Annotated in this window: 15 protein-coding genes; 7 read left to right on the top strand and 8 right to left on the bottom strand. The window is 61.4% G+C overall.

All coding sequences use genetic code 11. The features are described 5' to 3' along the window. Window positions 1–178: 178 nt before the first annotated feature. From ACT17R_RS17485 to ACT17R_RS17465, 5 genes are all read right to left on the bottom strand, one after another. The gene (locus ACT17R_RS17485) at window positions 179–574 is read right to left on the bottom strand and encodes a hypothetical protein (protein WP_444809986.1); all 396 of its coding nucleotides are present in this window, start codon (window positions 572–574) and stop codon (window positions 179–181) included. Window positions 575–667: 93 nt separating this feature from the next. After that, the gene (hxsA, locus tag ACT17R_RS17480; RefSeq protein WP_444809985.1) at window positions 668–1,300 is read right to left on the bottom strand and encodes a His-Xaa-Ser repeat protein HxsA; all 633 of its coding nucleotides are present in this window, start codon (window positions 1,298–1,300) and stop codon (window positions 668–670) included. After that, window positions 1,297–2,361: a His-Xaa-Ser system radical SAM maturase HxsC gene (hxsC, locus tag ACT17R_RS17475; protein WP_444809984.1), complete on the bottom strand. Its 1,065-nt coding sequence runs from the start codon at window positions 2,359–2,361 to the stop codon at window positions 1,297–1,299. Before hxsC ends, hxsA begins: the two co-directional genes overlap by 4 nt. Beyond that, window positions 2,358–3,515, bottom strand: coding sequence for a radical SAM protein (locus ACT17R_RS17470; RefSeq protein WP_444809983.1), 1,158 nt, complete (start codon window positions 3,513–3,515; stop codon window positions 2,358–2,360). The genes hxsC and ACT17R_RS17470 overlap by 4 nt, the downstream gene beginning before the upstream one ends. A gap of 257 nt (window positions 3,516–3,772) precedes the next feature. Then, a complete protein-coding gene (locus ACT17R_RS17465) occupies window positions 3,773–5,140 on the bottom strand; it encodes a hypothetical protein (protein WP_444809982.1) in 1,368 nt (455 codons plus the stop codon). A 535-nt stretch (window positions 5,141–5,675) separates the two neighbouring features. On the opposite strand from ACT17R_RS17465, the gene ACT17R_RS17460 reads away from it, so the two are divergent. The 6 genes from ACT17R_RS17460 (at window position 5,676) to ACT17R_RS17435 (ending at window position 14,253) form a co-directional block, all read left to right on the top strand. Beyond that, window positions 5,676–6,287: a hypothetical protein gene (locus ACT17R_RS17460; protein ID WP_003041859.1), complete on the top strand. Its 612-nt coding sequence runs from the start codon at window positions 5,676–5,678 to the stop codon at window positions 6,285–6,287. After that, complete coding sequence (locus tag ACT17R_RS17455; RefSeq protein WP_003041860.1) at window positions 6,284–7,030, top strand: HAD-IIB family hydrolase; 747 nt, start codon at window positions 6,284–6,286, stop codon at window positions 7,028–7,030. The genes ACT17R_RS17460 and ACT17R_RS17455 overlap by 4 nt, the downstream gene beginning before the upstream one ends. Window positions 7,031–7,426: 396 nt before the next feature. Beyond that, entirely contained in the window at window positions 7,427–9,496 is a 2,070-nt protein-coding gene (locus tag ACT17R_RS17450) for a glycosyltransferase family 4 protein (RefSeq protein ID WP_444809981.1), read from the top strand. 12 nt (window positions 9,497–9,508) lie between these two features. Then, window positions 9,509–10,789: a glycoside hydrolase family 130 protein gene (locus ACT17R_RS17445; protein WP_444809980.1), complete on the top strand. Its 1,281-nt coding sequence runs from the start codon at window positions 9,509–9,511 to the stop codon at window positions 10,787–10,789. 68 nt (window positions 10,790–10,857) lie between these two features. Next, window positions 10,858–13,008, top strand: coding sequence for a catalase (locus tag ACT17R_RS17440; RefSeq protein ID WP_444809979.1), 2,151 nt, complete (start codon window positions 10,858–10,860; stop codon window positions 13,006–13,008). A gap of 12 nt (window positions 13,009–13,020) precedes the next feature. Continuing rightward, complete coding sequence (locus tag ACT17R_RS17435; RefSeq protein WP_444809978.1) at window positions 13,021–14,253, top strand: NAD(P)/FAD-dependent oxidoreductase; 1,233 nt, start codon at window positions 13,021–13,023, stop codon at window positions 14,251–14,253. A gap of 189 nt (window positions 14,254–14,442) precedes the next feature. On the opposite strand, the gene ACT17R_RS17430 is transcribed toward ACT17R_RS17435, so the two are convergent. The 3 genes from ACT17R_RS17430 to ACT17R_RS17420 all read right to left on the bottom strand — a co-directional run bounded on the left by ACT17R_RS17430 (window position 14,443) and on the right by ACT17R_RS17420 (window position 15,343). Beyond that, window positions 14,443–14,661 (bottom strand): hypothetical protein, encoded by a 219-nt coding sequence (locus ACT17R_RS17430; protein ID WP_156000989.1) that lies wholly within the window; start codon window positions 14,659–14,661, stop codon window positions 14,443–14,445. 143 nt (window positions 14,662–14,804) lie between these two features. Then, window positions 14,805–15,038, bottom strand: coding sequence for a hypothetical protein (locus tag ACT17R_RS17425; RefSeq protein WP_444809977.1), 234 nt, complete (start codon window positions 15,036–15,038; stop codon window positions 14,805–14,807). Beyond that, window positions 15,035–15,343 carry a hypothetical protein gene (locus tag ACT17R_RS17420; RefSeq protein WP_444809976.1) on the bottom strand — a complete coding sequence of 103 codons (309 nt, stop codon included), beginning with the start codon at window positions 15,341–15,343 and terminating at the stop codon, window positions 15,035–15,037. Before ACT17R_RS17420 ends, ACT17R_RS17425 begins: the two co-directional genes overlap by 4 nt. Window positions 15,344–15,701: 358 nt before the next feature. On the opposite strand from ACT17R_RS17420, the gene ACT17R_RS17415 reads away from it, so the two are divergent. Continuing rightward, window positions 15,702–16,331: a tyrosine-type recombinase/integrase gene (locus tag ACT17R_RS17415; RefSeq protein ID WP_033073847.1), complete on the top strand. Its 630-nt coding sequence runs from the start codon at window positions 15,702–15,704 to the stop codon at window positions 16,329–16,331. Window positions 16,332–16,502 lie beyond the last annotated feature (171 nt).

Below are 16,502 nucleotides of genomic sequence, written 5' to 3'. Positions count from 1 at the left end.
ATTGCCATCCCATCAATCAACCATCATGAAGGAGCCGGACTCTACCTCTGACTGGTAACAATCAGGGGAGCACGTCATCCGCTTGTCTCTATCCTGGGCCTAAAAGCTGAGGGACTGAAATCGGCCATCAGCCACCAAAATTTCGTTCCGCCGAGCGGAAAGCCAGGTCTGGTGAGACTCAGTATTCGCTTTCGGCGCCATTCTCATAATCGGAGCGCATTTCGTCGACCCGGTCATCAACAGCCTCGTCGAAAGCTTGCCCGCCCTCGCTGAATGAATTGCTGTTTCCCGGAGTCGCATAGCCATTGTCGCGGCGCCAAGCGAAGCCGGCCTCGTGGCCAGAGCAATCCTGCGTGCACCCGTAAGGCGTGCCAATAGATTGATAGGATTCGCCTGCTATCTCCTCTTCCGCTGTATCGCGTGCGGCATCCTCATCAAAATCCGCGCGTTCCTCCTCGCCCGAATATTCTGCTTCAGCTTCCTCGCCAACATCCGATGATGAATCGACCTCGGTCGAACCGTCGCCTTCATAACCGTCTTCGGCTGATGAGGCGCAGCCACCGATCATAATCAAGCAGGTCAGCGGGGCGAGGTAGGGAAGACCATATATTCTCAAACCGTTTCGCTCCCGAGGCTACATGCTTTACACCGAAAGGGTGGCCCCGTTTCAATTTGCGATTTGCAGCGTTTCAAGGACTTCCGGTGTGATCGTCCCGGTGACTTTCAGGCCGAAGTAACTCTGAAACCATTCGAGCGCGGCCTTGGTCGCGGGCCCGACCACGCCATCGATCTCGCCGCCATAATAGCCGAACGCCTTGAGGCCCTTTTGGACCTGTTTGACCTTGGCTGTGAACGGCTCTTCCGCCGCAGCGCTGCCGCCATAGAGCGTCAACGGGGCGCCACTGGGCGGCGTAGCCGAGTTGGGAACTACGTAGTCGCGCGAGGGAACGGGCGTGGGCGTTGGTGCCGGCCGGAAGATCGGCACCGGTGTCCGGCGCGGCGCGGGCGTCGGCGCGGGCACATAGATGGGCGCGGGTCGGTAGATGCTGCTCCCGCCGCTGCTCGACCGGTGGCTCGAATGACTCGAGTGACTGCGATGGCTGCTGTGCGAACGGTGACGGGCGAGCTCGATCACGGGAGGGCCTCGGAAGAGCTGGCGCGCATCATCTGTGACGACCGGCCCCTTGTCGTCGGTCGCGGTGAGGATGACCGGCGCCTCGGCTGCCTCGGCTGCCTCGGCTGGCGCTGCCGCGAAGCCGGCAAGGAGCAGGCTCGGAATGAGAAACTGGCGTGCGCTCATAGGGGTGTCACTCGCATATGGCTGTCGGGATGCCAGGCGAAGAAGCCGGCACAGGAGGGTTGATCGCTGCACGTTCCGCACTCGGGCGCATATTTGCGTTTCCAGTCTGAAATCGAGTTGGCGGCATATGGCCGGTAGGACGCGGGCACCGAGCAGTGCGGCATATTAAACAAGGAAACGCGGACACCGAAGAGGGTCGCGATGTCGATCGCCTCGCCCACCGGCGCGAAGTCGAGGCTGTGGTCGACATAGAGGGCGCCGAAGCGGTTCTTGGCGAAGCCGATATTCTCGAGCTGCATGATCGACCATTGGCTGAGAAAACCGAGATGGCCTCCGATCAGGCGCGCGAGCGCTGGAAGATGGCCGATGTTGTCCTGCATTAGCACGGTGCGTAGCTCGATCCGCATCCCGCCCGACAAGCAGTGGACCAGCGAGTCAAGAAGCCGGTCATAGGCGCCCGCCTTGGCGACGATCGCGTCGTGCGTTTCGGCATCATGACTGTAGAGCGGGATGCCCCACAGGCTGTTCGCGGCCGACGCACGGATGTCGGCGACGTCGCCGGCGTCGAAATGCTGGCCGTTCGAGAGGATATGAAAAAAGAGGTCGGGGCGATCGGCTTTCGCTTCGGCAAGCAGCGAGAAAAGAGCTGCCTTGTGGAGCGTAGGCTCTCCGCCCGAAAGGCCGATCACCGCACCTTCGGGGGCAAGTTGCAGTGCCTGGCGATACTCCTCGAACCTGTCGTCGTGACTTTTCTTGGGCGGCTGACTGCACATCACGCAGAGCTGGTCGCACTGCTCGGTAATCAGAAAAGTGTTGTGCGGCGAGTTCGCTCGGATCAGCCGTTCCGCCGTACGGCGTCCGGGATCTATGCAGACGACATCGCCGATAAGCGGCTGGTCGGTCGTAATCGCGAACAGGCCGTCCTCGCCCGCGAACAGCGCGCTCTCATCGGAGCGCTCGAGGAGCACTGACTCCCGTGCACCCGCGACGCCCGCGCCTACAAGGCGCGTAACAAAGCGCCCCGGCGCATCGCTGCTGGCCGGAACGAGAAGGGGGATCATGCGACTTCCGCCATCGCGGGCAACTGCTCGCCCGCGAGACCCGTCCATTTGGCGAGCGAGTAGCGCACCGCGGGATCGGGATCGTAAATGAGGCGCATCGCGAGGTCGAACATGTGCAGATGCTTTTGGCAGAAAAAGGTCTCGTGCCGTGGCTTCGAAATCGTTCCATAGCGCGACAAATCGTCTACGAGGTCGCGCCCGCACCAGGGCTGGTAGGCGCATGTGTCACATGCCGGGTCGCCGATGTTGGTCGAATAGCGGTCCAGGAGCTCACGTGCTGGCGTGTCCCACCCCGTCGCGGCAGTTCCGATAGCGAGATCGACGACGCCCGATCGCGAGAGCATGCGCGCTTCATCGGTCGGATAGACGGTGCCGTCGAAATCGATGAGGACATAATCGGCGCCGACCGGATTGGGGTTGCGCAGATCGACATGACGGTCGTGCCCCGCCTGGAAGATGCGTGCGAGACAAAGCGTGAGATAGCTTTCCTCGAAGACGATCGACCTGTCGACGAAATTGCGCGCGATGATGCGCGCTATGAAGCGGTCGTAAAAGCTCCACCATTCGTCATGATCGGCGTTCGATGCCGCGTGGCGTTTGCGCGCAAATCCCTGATAATTGATCGGCCGCAAAAAGATGCTGGTCTGACCGAGTGCCAGATAGGCGTCGATGAGTTCGTCGGGATCGGGCGGGCGTGCCTGGTCGATCGTCGGCAGCGCAGAAATCTTGTCGGCGCCATATTCGGCGATGATGGCGCGGGCGTTGGCGAGAAACTCCCCCGTCCGCTCGGCGCTACCGGTGCGCTGCGCGGTGTGCGTCGCCGCGAGGCCGTCGAGCGACGTCGAAATATAGACGTCGGGATTGTCGAGGAGCGCCATAAGCCTTTCGTCGAGCTTGCTCAGATTTGTGCAGATGACGAACTGCCTTTCCTCGAACCGATCGCAGGCGGCGATCACCGCCTCGACGAGATCGAGCCGCAGCGTCGGCTCGCCGCCCTGAAACTCGATCTTGATCGAAGAAGTGGAGAGCGACGCGAGACGATTGAGCACATGGCCGAGCGTCTCTTCGCTCCAGTCGAAGCGCAGCTGATCGACCGGCGCCCGCGAAACCTGGCAATAGCTGCAACTGAGATTGCAGCGGAGCGTCGGGACCAAGATGAGATAGTCAAGGTTCGCAGCGTCGGCGAGCCGCGCGGCTGCCTGGGCTCGTTCGCTTAATGCGAAAAGGCGTTCTGCGGCATCCGAGAGCCGAGACTGGCCGCTGGCCTCTGAGCGGTGCACAGCGCCTTCGCGCTCGAGCGCGAACTTGCCCGCCGCAGAAACGTGGCAGGTACCCAGACCTGCAATGGCGCGCTTGCGCGCCGCGGTCCGGAAGGGATTGGCGCCCGAATTTTCCGCGCAGCCGGCCAAGGCTATCCCGCCCTGTCCAGCGCTTCGCGCTCGACTTGGTCGCGCATTGCCTCGGTGCTGACCGACGCGGGCTCAAGCTTGCCTTCGGAAATTTTGGGCGGTCTCGCCTGCCAAGCGGCGAGCCGGGCGCAGACCCGGTCGTGGAAGGCGCTCGCCGAATTTAGCAATTCGGCGACGATGATCTTGCGCTGCGCGAACTTGGCGCCGAGGTCCCGCACCAGCACTATCTCGAATGTGTGCACCGCCATGCCGGGGCGATCGGCGGCGATGATATCGGGGTCGGCCAGCAAGCTTTGCAGCGGATATTGAGTGGGCGGCGAGCGACCCGGCCAAAGGAAGCGCACATGGAGATCGGCGGGATCGGTATCAGCAAGCTGTCGCAACAACCATGACAGCCGGGCCTTCGTCGACTTCTTGTCGGCGGGCGCCTTGAGACGCATCTGGAAGCTCAGAGCCCGCTTTCCGAAGTCCGCACATATCTGCACAGGTGCGGCGGCGTCCGGAACGAGCAACTCGCTCCGAAGGCAATTGCACGACGCAAGCTCGGCGAGCGCTGCCTTCTGGCGCTGTGCAGGGTCAACCGCATCGGCCTTGTTCATCACCAGCTTGACATGATTGCCGATCTGCCGGCTCAGCACGCTCGTCAGGCGGTCGAGCGCCTGATGCCATGAGCCCACAACATCCTGGCTCACCGGATTTTTCGCGCTTGCGGCGCCACCGGCGGCGATGCTCATGCTGAGGTCCGACCATGCCGCCGGCATCTGGTCGAATTCTTTAACGCCCGAACTCGGGTGAAGAAGGAACCGTTGCAGTTCGGCAAGCAAGATCAATTGTTCGCGATCTTCGACCTCGCCAAGCTCGCGAAGCAGCTGCGCCTGCGTGATGACATAGCCCCACGACCAGTGGAACAGCTCGACCTTGCGGGTGAGCGCTGCGCTGATGTTGAGCGGGTGATGGGTTGGAAGCGCCGTAAACTGGTTCGAGACCGTTATGACCGCGTCTATCCCGTTGAGTTTCGCGATCGCAAGATACGCCTCGATCTGGGCATTTGTGAGTTCGGCTGTACCGACCTTTGCCTCGACCAGGGCTGTCCAGGTCGATTTCCCCGTATTGACGATGATGAGTCCATCGGGGCGGTGCTTGGCTCCGGTGACTGTCTTTTTGAAGACAACCTCGGTGAATGTATCGATCCGGGCGCGTGAGCCTAGCCGAAGCCCGAGGCTTCCAAGCATCGATCGTCCAAATTCACTAACATTCTCTAGGCAGGCTAGAAAGATCGAGAGTGTCCGACCTTCCTTCGATGTGTCCGCAAGCACCGGAAAGAGGCGCGCAGCCTCGCCCGATTGAAGAAAACTCGGTAGCTGCCCCATCTAATACTCCCCCAAAGGCAAGTTACACTAGATTTGGTGAGGAGAAAAGTATTTGATCACACTGGGATGCGGTTTCATCCATTCTGGATATTTCTCTCACGTAGAGTTCTTGGGTCGCGATGTAAGCTCTTGCGGCCTCCGGCGCCTCCGCGAAACCGCCGCGTGGTGAATGTCGGCTATCTTCGATTGCCTCCCCGAAGCTGCCGGTCTGGAATCGGCCACCATGTTTTTTATGACGCCCCAGCAGCATGGGCAAAAGGGCTTCGCTACCGCGAAGCCCTTCCATCCTCTGCGTTCGTGACCAAAGGAAGCCCCATCGACTTTCCAGGTCGCGTGGAAAGTCGCTACGGGTCGGACGCTAGACGTATTCCGAAGGAAGTCGAGACATATGACTCGGCTTTCATCGGTCACCTACAATTATAAATGTCTGCTCATTGCAATCGGAAGCCTGTGACCCCACTTCCATAACATCGCCCGCTTCCGCCGCGTGCTGGCGACTGAGAGACCATTGCGCTCCCGCTGAAGGAGCAAAATTATGGACCTCAACCAACTTCTCCACCACCATCAAATGGCGTTGATGGCCGTGAGCCAGGCGCGACGCGATGGGCAGGCGATGCCAAACTTTGACCTGCCGCGCTATTATGCCAAACGGATCAACGAATATCGCGAGCGACGCGGCTTGAGCGGCGATGCCGAGGCTATCGCCGATATCGCTGCATCACCTGCCGACGCCGTTAAAGCGTCAAACGATATGGTCAGTGACGTGCTGATCGCCGAATTGCTTATGGCGAAGGCCTTCGAAAAGGCGACACACCAACATCGGGCTGCCGAAAGCGACGGAGCTGACGATCCAGTCTTGGACATTCGCGCCACCCTTCTGGCCGTCGGGCGCGACTTTTATCGCTCGCTGGGCGTGGAGGACGGCCCTCTCGCCGCCGCGATCGATGAAGCTGCGTCACGCTCGGCGTGGGAAGGCGAAGGCGGAGGCCTGCGTCCACCGGGCGACGAGGAGGATGGCATCATCCGGACCTATGTCGAACAATTCGCGGTGGGCGACTATCGCTATTCGAACCTTGCCGATGCCAAAGCCGCCGCGCGGCGGCAGCGGGACTCGGCGAGCGACGGGCGCGGAGCGACGCCTGCATGAAGCGGCTGATTGCCTTCGATCTTGATGGAACGCTTGCCGAAAGCAAGCAGCCGATGGAACCCGCAATGGGTGAGGCGCTTGCCGATCTCCTCGGCGTGGCAGATGTCGCGGTGATATCCGGTGGCGACTGGCCGCAATTCGAAAAACAGGTGGCGACACGCCTTCCCGAGCGCGCGGACCTTGCCCGGCTCTGGCTCATGCCGACAACCGGCACCAAGCTCTACACGTTCCGCTCGGGCGCGTGGCAGGCGCGCTATGCCGAAATCTTCGCCGATGCGGAGAAGCGACACATATTCGAAGCCTTCGATGCGGCGCTACTGGCGACCGGGTTCGTTCCCCAAACGGTCTGGGGCGAACGGATCGAAGATCGCGGGAGTCAGATCACCTTTTCGGCCCTAGGTCAGGAAGCGCCGATCGATGCCAAGGAAAAATGGGATCCCGACTTCGCCAAACGCAAGGTGATTCAGGCCGAGCTTCGCCAAAGTCTGCCCGGTCTGTCGATCAACATGGGCGGGGCGACTTCGATCGACATTACCCGTGAGGGCGTCGACAAGGCCTATGGCCTGACGAAGCTAAGCGGCGCCAGCGGTGTCGAACTGGGTGCGATGCTCTTTATCGGCGATGCGATCTTTCCGGGCGGCAATGATTATCCGGCGAAGGCGCTGGGCCTCGATACAATCTCGGTACGCAATCCCGAAGAAACGCGTGGAACCATCGGAATCATCGTCGCCTGCCTGAAATGAATGCGGGGCGTTGCCGTCTGGCGAGTATGACCGGAATTGGCCTGCGAAGCTTCTCTCGAGGCGTCGGTCAATTGGAACAGATGCGCCGCTGAGTTGTTCTGTATTCTGATGCTCCGAGGCCGACTGCGCGCTTCGAAACAAACGACAAAATACTGGGTGAGGCCTTCTGTCGCATATTTTTTGGAAGGTATGCCTGTGTACGAAACGCTTGATCGTAGATCGTTCGATGAAGGTTTGGAGGCGTGCCAAACGCTTCGGCCAAAAACTTCGGATACTGTCCGGATCGCACTGATCGGCGGTTTCCTTCCGCGGCGCTGCGGCATCGCGACCTTCACCGCCGATATCCACGCATCGCTTGCAGTGGCCGCGCCGGAGATCGCCGTCGATGTATATGCGATGGCGCCGGCCGCGGTTCCCACGATATTCGACCCCGTTGTTCGCGACGTCATAACCGAGGGTGACGCCGGTAGCTTTGTCGAGGCGGCCCGGCAAATCGAGGCGAGCTGTGCCGAGATTGTGTGGCTGCAGCACGAGTTCGGCCTCTTCGGCGGCTTGGCGGGCGATATGATCCTGGAGCTCGTGGATCGTGTTTCCGCGCCGCTGATCGTTACGCTTCACACGGTGCTCGCCGAACCGGACGCCGATCAGCGCCGCGTGATGGAGCGCTTGATCGCGCGCGCGACCAAGCTGGTCGTCATGTCCGAGCGCTCGCACGATCTGCTGCGAAGCGTCTATCATGCCGACGACGACCAGATCGCCATGATCGCACATGGCGTCCCCGACCGCCCGTTCGGCCGCGCGTCGCAGTTCAAGCCGCAGTTCAGCTTTGCGGGCAAACAGGTCGCGCTGACCTTCGGTCTTTTATCGCCGGGCAAGGGGATCGAGGCGGTCATCGAGGCATTGCCCGCGATCATCGAAGATCACCCCGACTTCCTCTACTGCATTGCTGGCGCGACGCATCCCAATCTGCTCGCGCATGAAGGCGAAGCCTATCGCGACCGGCTCCAGGCGCTCGCCGTCTCGCTCGGCGTCGATGCGCATGTCCGCTGGATCAATGCGTTCATGGAGACCGACGATCTGCTCGACCTTCTCGAGGCAGCCGACATCTATGTGACGCCTTATACCGGTGCGCAGCAATCGACGTCGGGCACACTCTCTTATGCGATGGCGCTGGGCAAGGCCGTGATATCCACGCCCTACGTCCATGCGGTCGAGCTACTTGCCGACGATCATGGCGTGCTCGTTCCCTTCAACGACAGCGAAGCGATCGCGAATGAGATCCGGTATCTGCTCGGCGATTCCGACCGGTTGCTGACGCTGCAGCGGCGCGCCTATGATCGCGGCCGCGACATGATCTGGCCGGTGTTCGCTGAGCGAACATGCGCGCTGATCGCGGAAAGCCGCGTCGTGCCGAAAGCTGCGCCTATCCCCGAGCGGATCGGAATCGAAGGGTTCCTGCGCATTTGCGACGATACCGGCATCCTCCAGCACAGCGTTCACATGATCCCCGATCGCGCGCACGGCTATTGCGTCGACGACAATGCGCGCGCGCTGATGCTGATGCATCGGCTCGGCGAAGACGCGCTCGGTAGGTGCGGACAACTGACCCCGGTCTTTGCGGCGTTCGTACAGCATGCCTGGAACCCCGACCGCGGCGAGTTTCGCAACTTCATGGGATTCGCACGCAACTGGCTCGAGGATGTGGGGTCTGAAGACAGCTGCGGCCGAACCCTCTGGGCGCTCGGCGCGACGGGGCGTGACGCGCGCGACCCCGGTCTGCGGCAATGGGCGCATGAACTGTTCGAGCGCACCGCGGCATCAGCGCTGGAGTTCCAGTCGCCGCGCGCGATCGCTTTCGCGATGCTCGGCGCCGACTTCGTGCTCGCCGCGCGACCCGCGCATGATCTGGCGAACCGGATATTGCGCAGCGGCGCCGACCGGCTGATCGCGCTCTATCAGGCTGCGGCGCGGCCGGACTGGCGATGGTTCGAGCCGGTGCTCGCCTATGACAATTGTCGGCTGCCTGAGGCGATGTTGCGCGCGGGCGTGCGATTGGAGCGCGCGGACGTCATCGCGTGCGGAGTGGATACGCTGCGGTGGATCAACGATGTCCAGATTTCGCCGCATGGTCACTATCGCCCCGTCGGGTCGGACAGCTTTGGCCGTGCCCATGAGTTGCCGCGGCCATTCGATCAGCAGCCGCTGGAGATATGGGCCGCGATTGATGCGGCATCGGCCGCCTATGATGTGACCGGCGACGACATCTGGCTGGCGCATGCACGGCGCGCGTACGAGTGGTTCACCGGATACAATGACCGCGGCGTAATCGTCGGCGATCCGCTGACCGGGACCAGCAAAGACGGTATAAATCCGCGCGGGCTGAATCTGAATGAGGGCGCCGAGTCGGTTCTCGCCTATCAGCATGCAACCTATGCCATTCGGGATTTCGTCCGGAAAGTCGGCTGAAAGGACAGTCATTTGCATCTGGTCCAGCACGAATTGCGGCTGCACGCCGATCCGACGCGCGTCGTCGTGCGGCCGTTCCATCTGGCGTGGCAGGCGTCGGGGCCCGATCTCGAACGCGTGCAGCGGCTGGCGCGTGAGATCGTCGCCCTCAATCCGCGAACGGTTCGTGCCGAACTTGGCGTCGTGCTCAGAGACTTCGCCGATCGCCACTGGCAGATCGAAAAAGTGTTCGAGGATCGTTTCAACGAGATCGAACCCAAGCTGGGGCTCGAAGGCCTGGCGCTCAAACGCGAAACCCGGCTGCTGATCGGGGCCTATTTCTGTCACGAATATAGTTATGCTGCGGCGGCGCTGATGAACCCCAGCGTCGTTCGTCATCCCGACCAGACCGGGCTGGAGGAAGGCTGCATCCGCATCCTCCTGTCGCTGCGCGCGGTCGGCGAGGGTCATATTTCGACGATCGCCTTTCGCGAGGGAATCATTACCTGCGACCGCGAACTGACGCTGCTTCCGCAGCCCGCCTTCGCTACTGCGGCGATGCTTGGTCCGCACCGCGACGACAAGCCCGACGAGGTCGTTTCGCTCTACCGCCAGAAGGACAGCAACTTGTCGGGAACCGTGATCTTCCCGATTACGGAGGCGCAGCGCAACGGCCTCGAGGATTTGCGGCTGCTCGAGTTCGAGCGCGACAACGGCAAAAGCGAGTGGATCGGGACCTACACGGCCTACAGCGGCCGTGACATCCAGTCTGAATTGTTGAGGACGCGAGATTTCAAGGATTTCACGCTGAGCCCGATCAAGGGAAAGGCGGGACGCAACAAGGGTATGGCGCTGTTTCCGCGCAAGATCGACGGGCAATTCTGCATGATCGGTCGCCAGGATGGCAAGAATCTCTATCTGCTGCGCTCGGACATGGTCGATCAATGGGAGGACGGCGAATTATTGCTGGAGCCGCGCTTTCCATGGGAACTCATCCAGATCGGCAATTGCGGCGCGCCGATCGAACTCGACGAGGGCTGGCTGGTGCTGACCCATGGCGTCGGCGCGATGCGCAAATATGCGATCGGTGCGGTGCTTCTCGACAAGGCCGATCCGTCGAAGGTCATCGGCCGGACGCCCAATCCGATCCTCTCCGCCGCCGACGAGGACCGCGAAGGCTATGTCCCCAATGTCGTCTACACCTGCGGGGCGATCCGCGTCGGCGGCGATATTTTCCTGCCTTATGGCGTGGCCGACAGTTCGGTCTGCTTTGCATTCGTCGCGATCAAGGAGATTCTGGCCGCCATGGCCTAGCGACACGCAACATAAGGCGAAGCGGCGGATTGTAGGAGTGTCGCCTTCCGCGGCACAAGGAATGACCGATGCCGAAATCTCCGCCGCTGTCCCCCGCGAATGACCATGCGTTTCGTGAACACCAGCCGGGCGAAGGCCAGCCGAAGATCGAGGTGAACCGCGGCAATGGTGACGAGCTGCACCAGAATGTGGCATCGGGCGGCAAATCGGCCGATGCGGCATTCCTGACCGACAATTTCGGCCACCGCATCTCGGACAACCAGAATTCGCTGCGCGCCGGCGAGCGCGGCCCGACGCTGCTCGAGGATTTCGTCCTCCGCGAGAAGATCTTCCATTTCGACCATGAGCGCATCCCCGAGCGGATCGTTCACGCCCGCGGTTCGGGCGCACATGGTGTGTTCGAATGCACCAAGGCAATCCCCGGGCTGACGAAGGCGTCGATCTTCCAGAAGGAGGGCGCGACTTGCCCCGTCTTCGCCCGCTTCTCGACCGTCGCGGGCGGCGCCGGATCTGTCGATACCCCGCGCGACGTGCGCGGCTTTGCGGTCAAACTCTACACCGACAGCGGCAATTGGGATCTCGTTGGCAACAATATCCCGGTTTTCTTCATCCAGGACGCGATGAAATTCCCCGACCTCGTTCACAGCGTCAAGATGGAGGCCGACCGCGGCTATCCGCAGGCGGCGAGCGCGCATGATACCTTCTGGGACTTCATCGGGCTGATGCCCGAGGCGATGCACATGATCATGTGGGCAATGTCCGACCGCACGATCCCGCGCAGCCTGCGCATGATCGAGGGGTTCGGCGTCCACACCTTCCGCTTCGTCAACGAAAAGGGCGAAGGCAAATTCGTCAAATTCCACTGGAAGCCCGTGCTCGGCATCCAGTCGACAACTTGGGACGAGGCGGTCAAAATCGCCGGCGCCGATCCCGATTTCCACCGCCGCGACCTGTTCGAGGCGATCGACGCGGGCGATTTCCCGGCATGGGACCTCGGCGTGCAGGTATTCGACGAGGCGTTCGCTGCCAAACAACCTTATGACGTGCTCGACGCGACCAAGCTGATCCCCGAAGAAGATGTGCCAGTCGAGATCGTCGGCCGCATGACGCTCAACCGCAACGTCGACAATTTCTTTGCCGAAACCGAACAGGTCGCTTTCCTGCCGTCGAATATCATTCCGGGCATCGATTTCAGTAACGATCCGCTGCTGCAGGGCCGGCTCTTTTCCTATCTCGACACGCAGAAGTCGCGGCTGGGCACGACCAATTTCCACCAGATCCCAATCAATGCGCCGAAATGCCCGTTCCACAATTTCCAGCGCGACGGAATGATGCAGACGCTCGTGCCAACGGGGCGCGCCAATTACGAGCCGAACAGCCTGGCCGAGGCCGGCGAGAATGGCGGTCCGCGCGCAAGCGCCGATAAGGGTTTCAAGAGCTTTGCCGCCAATGACGAACGCAACGATCCCGCGCAGAAGCTGCGCATTCGCGCGGCGCTTTTCGCCGATCATTTCAGCCAGGCGCGCATGTTCTATTTGTCGCAGACCGAGAATGAGCAGGCGCATATCGCCTCGGCGCTGGTTTTCGAACTGTCGAAGGTCACACTCGATCATGTCCGCGCCCGGGTCGTTGGCCAGCTTCGCAACATCGACGAGGATCTTGCGATGCGTGTCGCCATGGGACTCGCGATCGATCTGCCGGCGAAGGAAAAGGCTGCGCGTGCGCCGGTCGATCTCAAAACCTCCAACGCGCTGTCGATCCAGAAGAATGCCGACGATACGATGGAGGGCCGCAAGGTCGCAATCCTCTTTGCCGAAGGATCGGACAAGGCAGTGATCGACAAGCTGCAGGGCGATATCGAAAGCGCCGGTGGCACCGCCTTCCTCGTCGCGCCCAAGGTCGGCGGGATCAAGGTCAAGGGCGGTACGCTCAAGGCTGATGGTCAGCTCGCGGGGTCTCCTTCGGTGCTGTTCGACGCGGTGGCCTCGATCCTCACCGAGGATCAGGCCGAGGCCCTCTCAAAGCAGGGCTCGGCGGTTCAGTGGTTCATGGACGCCTATGGGCATTGCAAGACGATCGCGCATGACGAGGCGACGCAATTGCTGCTCGACAAGGCGGGGGTGGAAAAGGACGGCGGTGTCGTTGCGATCGACAAGTTCGAAAGCGTCGGCACCCGGCGTCATTGGGCCCGCGAAGCCAGGGTGCGCGATCTTGCCTGATCGCCTGTCCTGGTGAGCCACGCATCGGCGACCCATCATCGCGATCTCCGGACCGGCCAGTCGATCTGGTCGGCACGGCGTCGTCCCGCGATCGCTGCGCGGCCGCTGACAAGAGATATCGCGTGCGACGTTGTCGTCGTCGGGGCTGGCGTGTCGGGCGCGCTGATCGCGGAGGCGTTGTCGGACGCGGGTCTCAAGACCGTTATCGTCGATCGCCGGGGACCGGCCGAGGGATCGACTGCGGCGTCGACCGCGATGCTGCAATATGAACTCGACACGCCGCTGGCCTTGATGGCCGAGCGGATCGGGCGCGAAAAGGCCGAACGCATCTGGCGGCGATCGCGCCAGTCGGTCGACGCGCTACGCGAACGGACCGAACGGCTGGGCCTCGCCGTCGATGGGGCGACGCGCGCCTCGATCTATCTCGACGGCAACGTCCTCGACGCCGAAGGTCTTGCGCGTGAAGCCGACGCCCGGCGGCGCGCGGGGTTCGAGGTCGAGCTGCTCAAGCCCGCTGCGGTGCAGGAGCGATATGGGATCAAGGGACGCCATGCGCTGATCGGTTTCGGCAATTATTCCGCCGATCCGCGTCGTCTCACGGCGGGTTATCTGAACGTCGCACTGGCTCGCGGCGCGCGGCTCTATTCACCCGTCGATATCTGCGACATCGCGCCAACGGACGATGGGGTTGTCTTGGTATCGGCTCGCGGGCCGAGCGTTCGCGCACGCCATGTCGTCATGGCCACAGGCTATGAGATGATGAAGGGAATCCCGCGGAAGGGAAACAAGATCATCTCGAGCTGGTCGATCGCGACGCGCCCGCAGCCCCGCGCCATCTGGCCGACCGCCGCGATGATATGGGAAGCCGCGAACCCCTATCTCTACATCCGAACAACCCCACGCGGAGAAATCATCTGCGGCGGCGAGGATGAGGAAATCGCTGACGCGGCTCTCCGGGATGCAAAGCTCCCCGACAAGGCAGCGACGCTATCGCGAAAGCTTGGTGCCCTGTTGCCAAGAGTGGACGCAACTCCCGCTTACAGCTGGGCGGGCAGTTTTGGAGACAGTCCGGTCGGTACCCCGACTATCGGTCGGATTCCGGGTATGCCGAACTGCTATGCCGCGATGGGCTATGGCGGCAATGGCATCACCTTCTCGATGATGGCTGCGCAGATGCTGCGTGGCCTGATTTGCGGCTATGGCGATCCCGACGCCGATCTGGTCAGCTTCCATCGCAGTTTTTGACGGCGCGTCAGCGATTGCCCTTCGACTTGGAGGTCATTTGCACCGCGGAGGCCTCTTGGGCTGCGAGCGCGGTCGGCGGCTTCGCCTTGGCGGCTTTGGGTTTGCGAATTTCGCGATTGCTGCGTTTTTGCGATTTGGCCATGTCAGATATCTTTCTTCGGTTTCAGGATGCGCGTGTTCGCAAACGTGCTAGCGAGCCGTTTGCGTCCGCGATCTGTTGAGCGGAAAATAAGGGCGATGCTGATAGGGAAAGGCCTTCAGACGCCGACCGATCCCTTCGATCAGGCGCCCATAACGGTCGATCGCCGAGGGATTTGTTGCGGCGGCGTATCGCGCGAGCGCGATCTGCTCGTCTTCGAGCAATTGAATAAGGCACATGGTGTGTGCTCCTGCATCAAGCGAGAGCACGGATCGTCCCTTTGTCACATGGAGCTTGTTCGATTTCAGGTGATGGGAGACCTATAGCACATCCCGTTAAATGTGCCGCACGAATACCGACATTATTCGGGTTCCGGAGAGACGTTCGCTCACCACGAAATCGCGCGCCGGCCTTATGGGCGCTCATGCGTGGCCGGTGGGCGATAGAAGCGGTAACGGAGAACATTGCCGTCGATCAGGTGACCGCGGAGCCGGAGGCGCATTTCCTCGGCGCCGGAGCCGGATGTGCAGACAAGGCGGGTGCCGCCCGACTGAAGCGGCTCGATCGCACTGATGCTGACACCTTGCAGAAGGCACAGGCGCTTGACTTCGTCCTCCGGCAGCGAAATGTTCATCGCGCGGCTCATTTGAATCCTGGGCCGCTCGGCCAGCGGCGGATCGCTGCCGCAACCAGTTCATATCCCTCGGAGCTCGCGGTCGCGATTGTGAGCGGGCGGCCGCCGAGCGCGGCGTTGTCGGTGTTCAGGAAGGCTATCGCCGGATCGCGTCCGCCCATCGCCAGGAAGGCGAGCTGACTGATGTCCCCTTGGCGCCGTGCGTCATCGAGGGCGAATGGACTGCGGCTCTTACGGAAAAATCGGCTCGATTGCGGTCCCAATAGGACAGGCGCGTCCGGGGCGGCCGACTGGGATTGATCTGGATCGGGGGGCATGGGCGCGGCTCCTGCTTGTAAGCGGGAGCACGAGGTCTCTCAGCCGCGGCCGCCTACGATGAACGTGTGCCACGATGATCGCTATATGGGAGCTCGGGCCAGGATTATAAGATGTCGTGCTGATCATCTGACGAATATCGGGAATCTGGGCCTTCAGCGTCTATTCGGTTCCTGCGGAACGTGGTTGCGCCTCGATTGCACGAGCCAGTACGGAGGTGACCTTTCAAGCGAACGCCGGGCAATACTTGGAGCGTCCGCTAATTTCGTTCCACCGCCCAAAGCTGCCAAGACGCAATCGGCCAATCGACCTGACCCATGCGTTTCCCTTTTTGGCCATTTTGGCTGCAGGAGAATGATCATGGGTAGATCAGAATTCGACTATTTGCCTCCACGACCGGCGTGGAATGCCGGTCGAAAGGTAGGTGCAAAGCGGCCGTTAAAGCCACGGCAGATATGGGCAATTCGCTTCCACTTGGATCGAGAGCACCGGCTTCGAGACCGGGCGCTGTTCGATCTCGCAATCGACAGCAAGTTGCGAGGCTGCGATCTTGTGAAGATCAAGATCGGCGATCTCGTCGCCGGCGGTGAGTTGAGAACGCGGGCAATGGTGATCCAGCAAAAGACCAATCGACCAGTTCAATTCGAAATCATGTCGGATGCTCGCGGAAGCCTCTTGGCATGGCTTGAGCGGCGCGGTGGATCAATCGAGGATTTTGCGTTCCCCAGCCGGGTCGACCACTCTGCTCATATGAGCACGCGTCAATATGCGCGTCTCGTCGATGAATGGGTAACGGCCGTTGGACTTCGAAGCGAAGACTACGGGACGCATTCGTTGCGCAGAACAAAAGCGTCGATCATTTACAAGGCGACCGGGAACTTGCGAGCTGTGCAGATTCTGCTCGGCCACACCAAGATTGAAAATACGGTACGATACCTCGGCGTCGATGTTGAAGATGCGTTGACGCTGGCAGAAGGCATCGAAGTCTAACCAGCAAATCGCGTATTCTGGAGAGCGAGCGTTCTAGCTCATGGTAGAACGTCCGCTCTCTTTGTTTGACACCTAAAAGCGGACTGTCTCCAAGCGTTGAGAGTTTCAGACGCCGGGAGGCGTCAGAAAGTCTTCGGTGCCCGAACCGCGGTGATCATGGGCCGAGCTATG

The sequence above is a fragment of the Sphingopyxis sp. Q841 genome (assembly GCF_052384365.1).
Classification (GTDB): domain Bacteria; phylum Pseudomonadota; class Alphaproteobacteria; order Sphingomonadales; family Sphingomonadaceae; genus Sphingopyxis; species Sphingopyxis terrae_A.
Note: the sequence above shows the minus strand (reverse complement) of the source record. Positions and strands in the feature narration are given on the sequence as shown.

Excerpts from the sequence above, each read along its gene's own strand:
- hxsA (WP_444809985.1), bottom strand. The coding sequence starts at position 1,300 with ATGAGCGCACGCCAGTTTCTCATTCCGAGCCTGCTCCTTGCCGGCTTC.
- hxsC (WP_444809984.1), bottom strand. The coding sequence starts at position 2,361 with ATGATCCCCCTTCTCGTTCCGGCCAGCAGCGATGCGCCGGGGCGCTTT.
- ACT17R_RS17465 (WP_444809982.1), bottom strand. The coding sequence starts at position 5,140 with ATGGGGCAGCTACCGAGTTTTCTTCAATCGGGCGAGGCTGCGCGCCTC.
- ACT17R_RS17460 (WP_003041859.1), top strand. The coding sequence starts at position 5,676 with ATGGACCTCAACCAACTTCTCCACCACCATCAAATGGCGTTGATGGCC.
- ACT17R_RS17455 (WP_003041860.1), top strand. The coding sequence starts at position 6,284 with ATGAAGCGGCTGATTGCCTTCGATCTTGATGGAACGCTTGCCGAAAGC.
- ACT17R_RS17450 (WP_444809981.1), top strand. The coding sequence starts at position 7,427 with ATGGCGCCGGCCGCGGTTCCCACGATATTCGACCCCGTTGTTCGCGAC.
- ACT17R_RS17440 (WP_444809979.1), top strand. The coding sequence starts at position 10,858 with ATGCCGAAATCTCCGCCGCTGTCCCCCGCGAATGACCATGCGTTTCGT.
- ACT17R_RS17425 (WP_444809977.1), bottom strand. The coding sequence starts at position 15,038 with ATGAGCCGCGCGATGAACATTTCGCTGCCGGAGGACGAAGTCAAGCGC.
- ACT17R_RS17420 (WP_444809976.1), bottom strand. The coding sequence starts at position 15,343 with ATGCCCCCCGATCCAGATCAATCCCAGTCGGCCGCCCCGGACGCGCCT.
- ACT17R_RS17415 (WP_033073847.1), top strand. The coding sequence starts at position 15,702 with ATGGGTAGATCAGAATTCGACTATTTGCCTCCACGACCGGCGTGGAAT.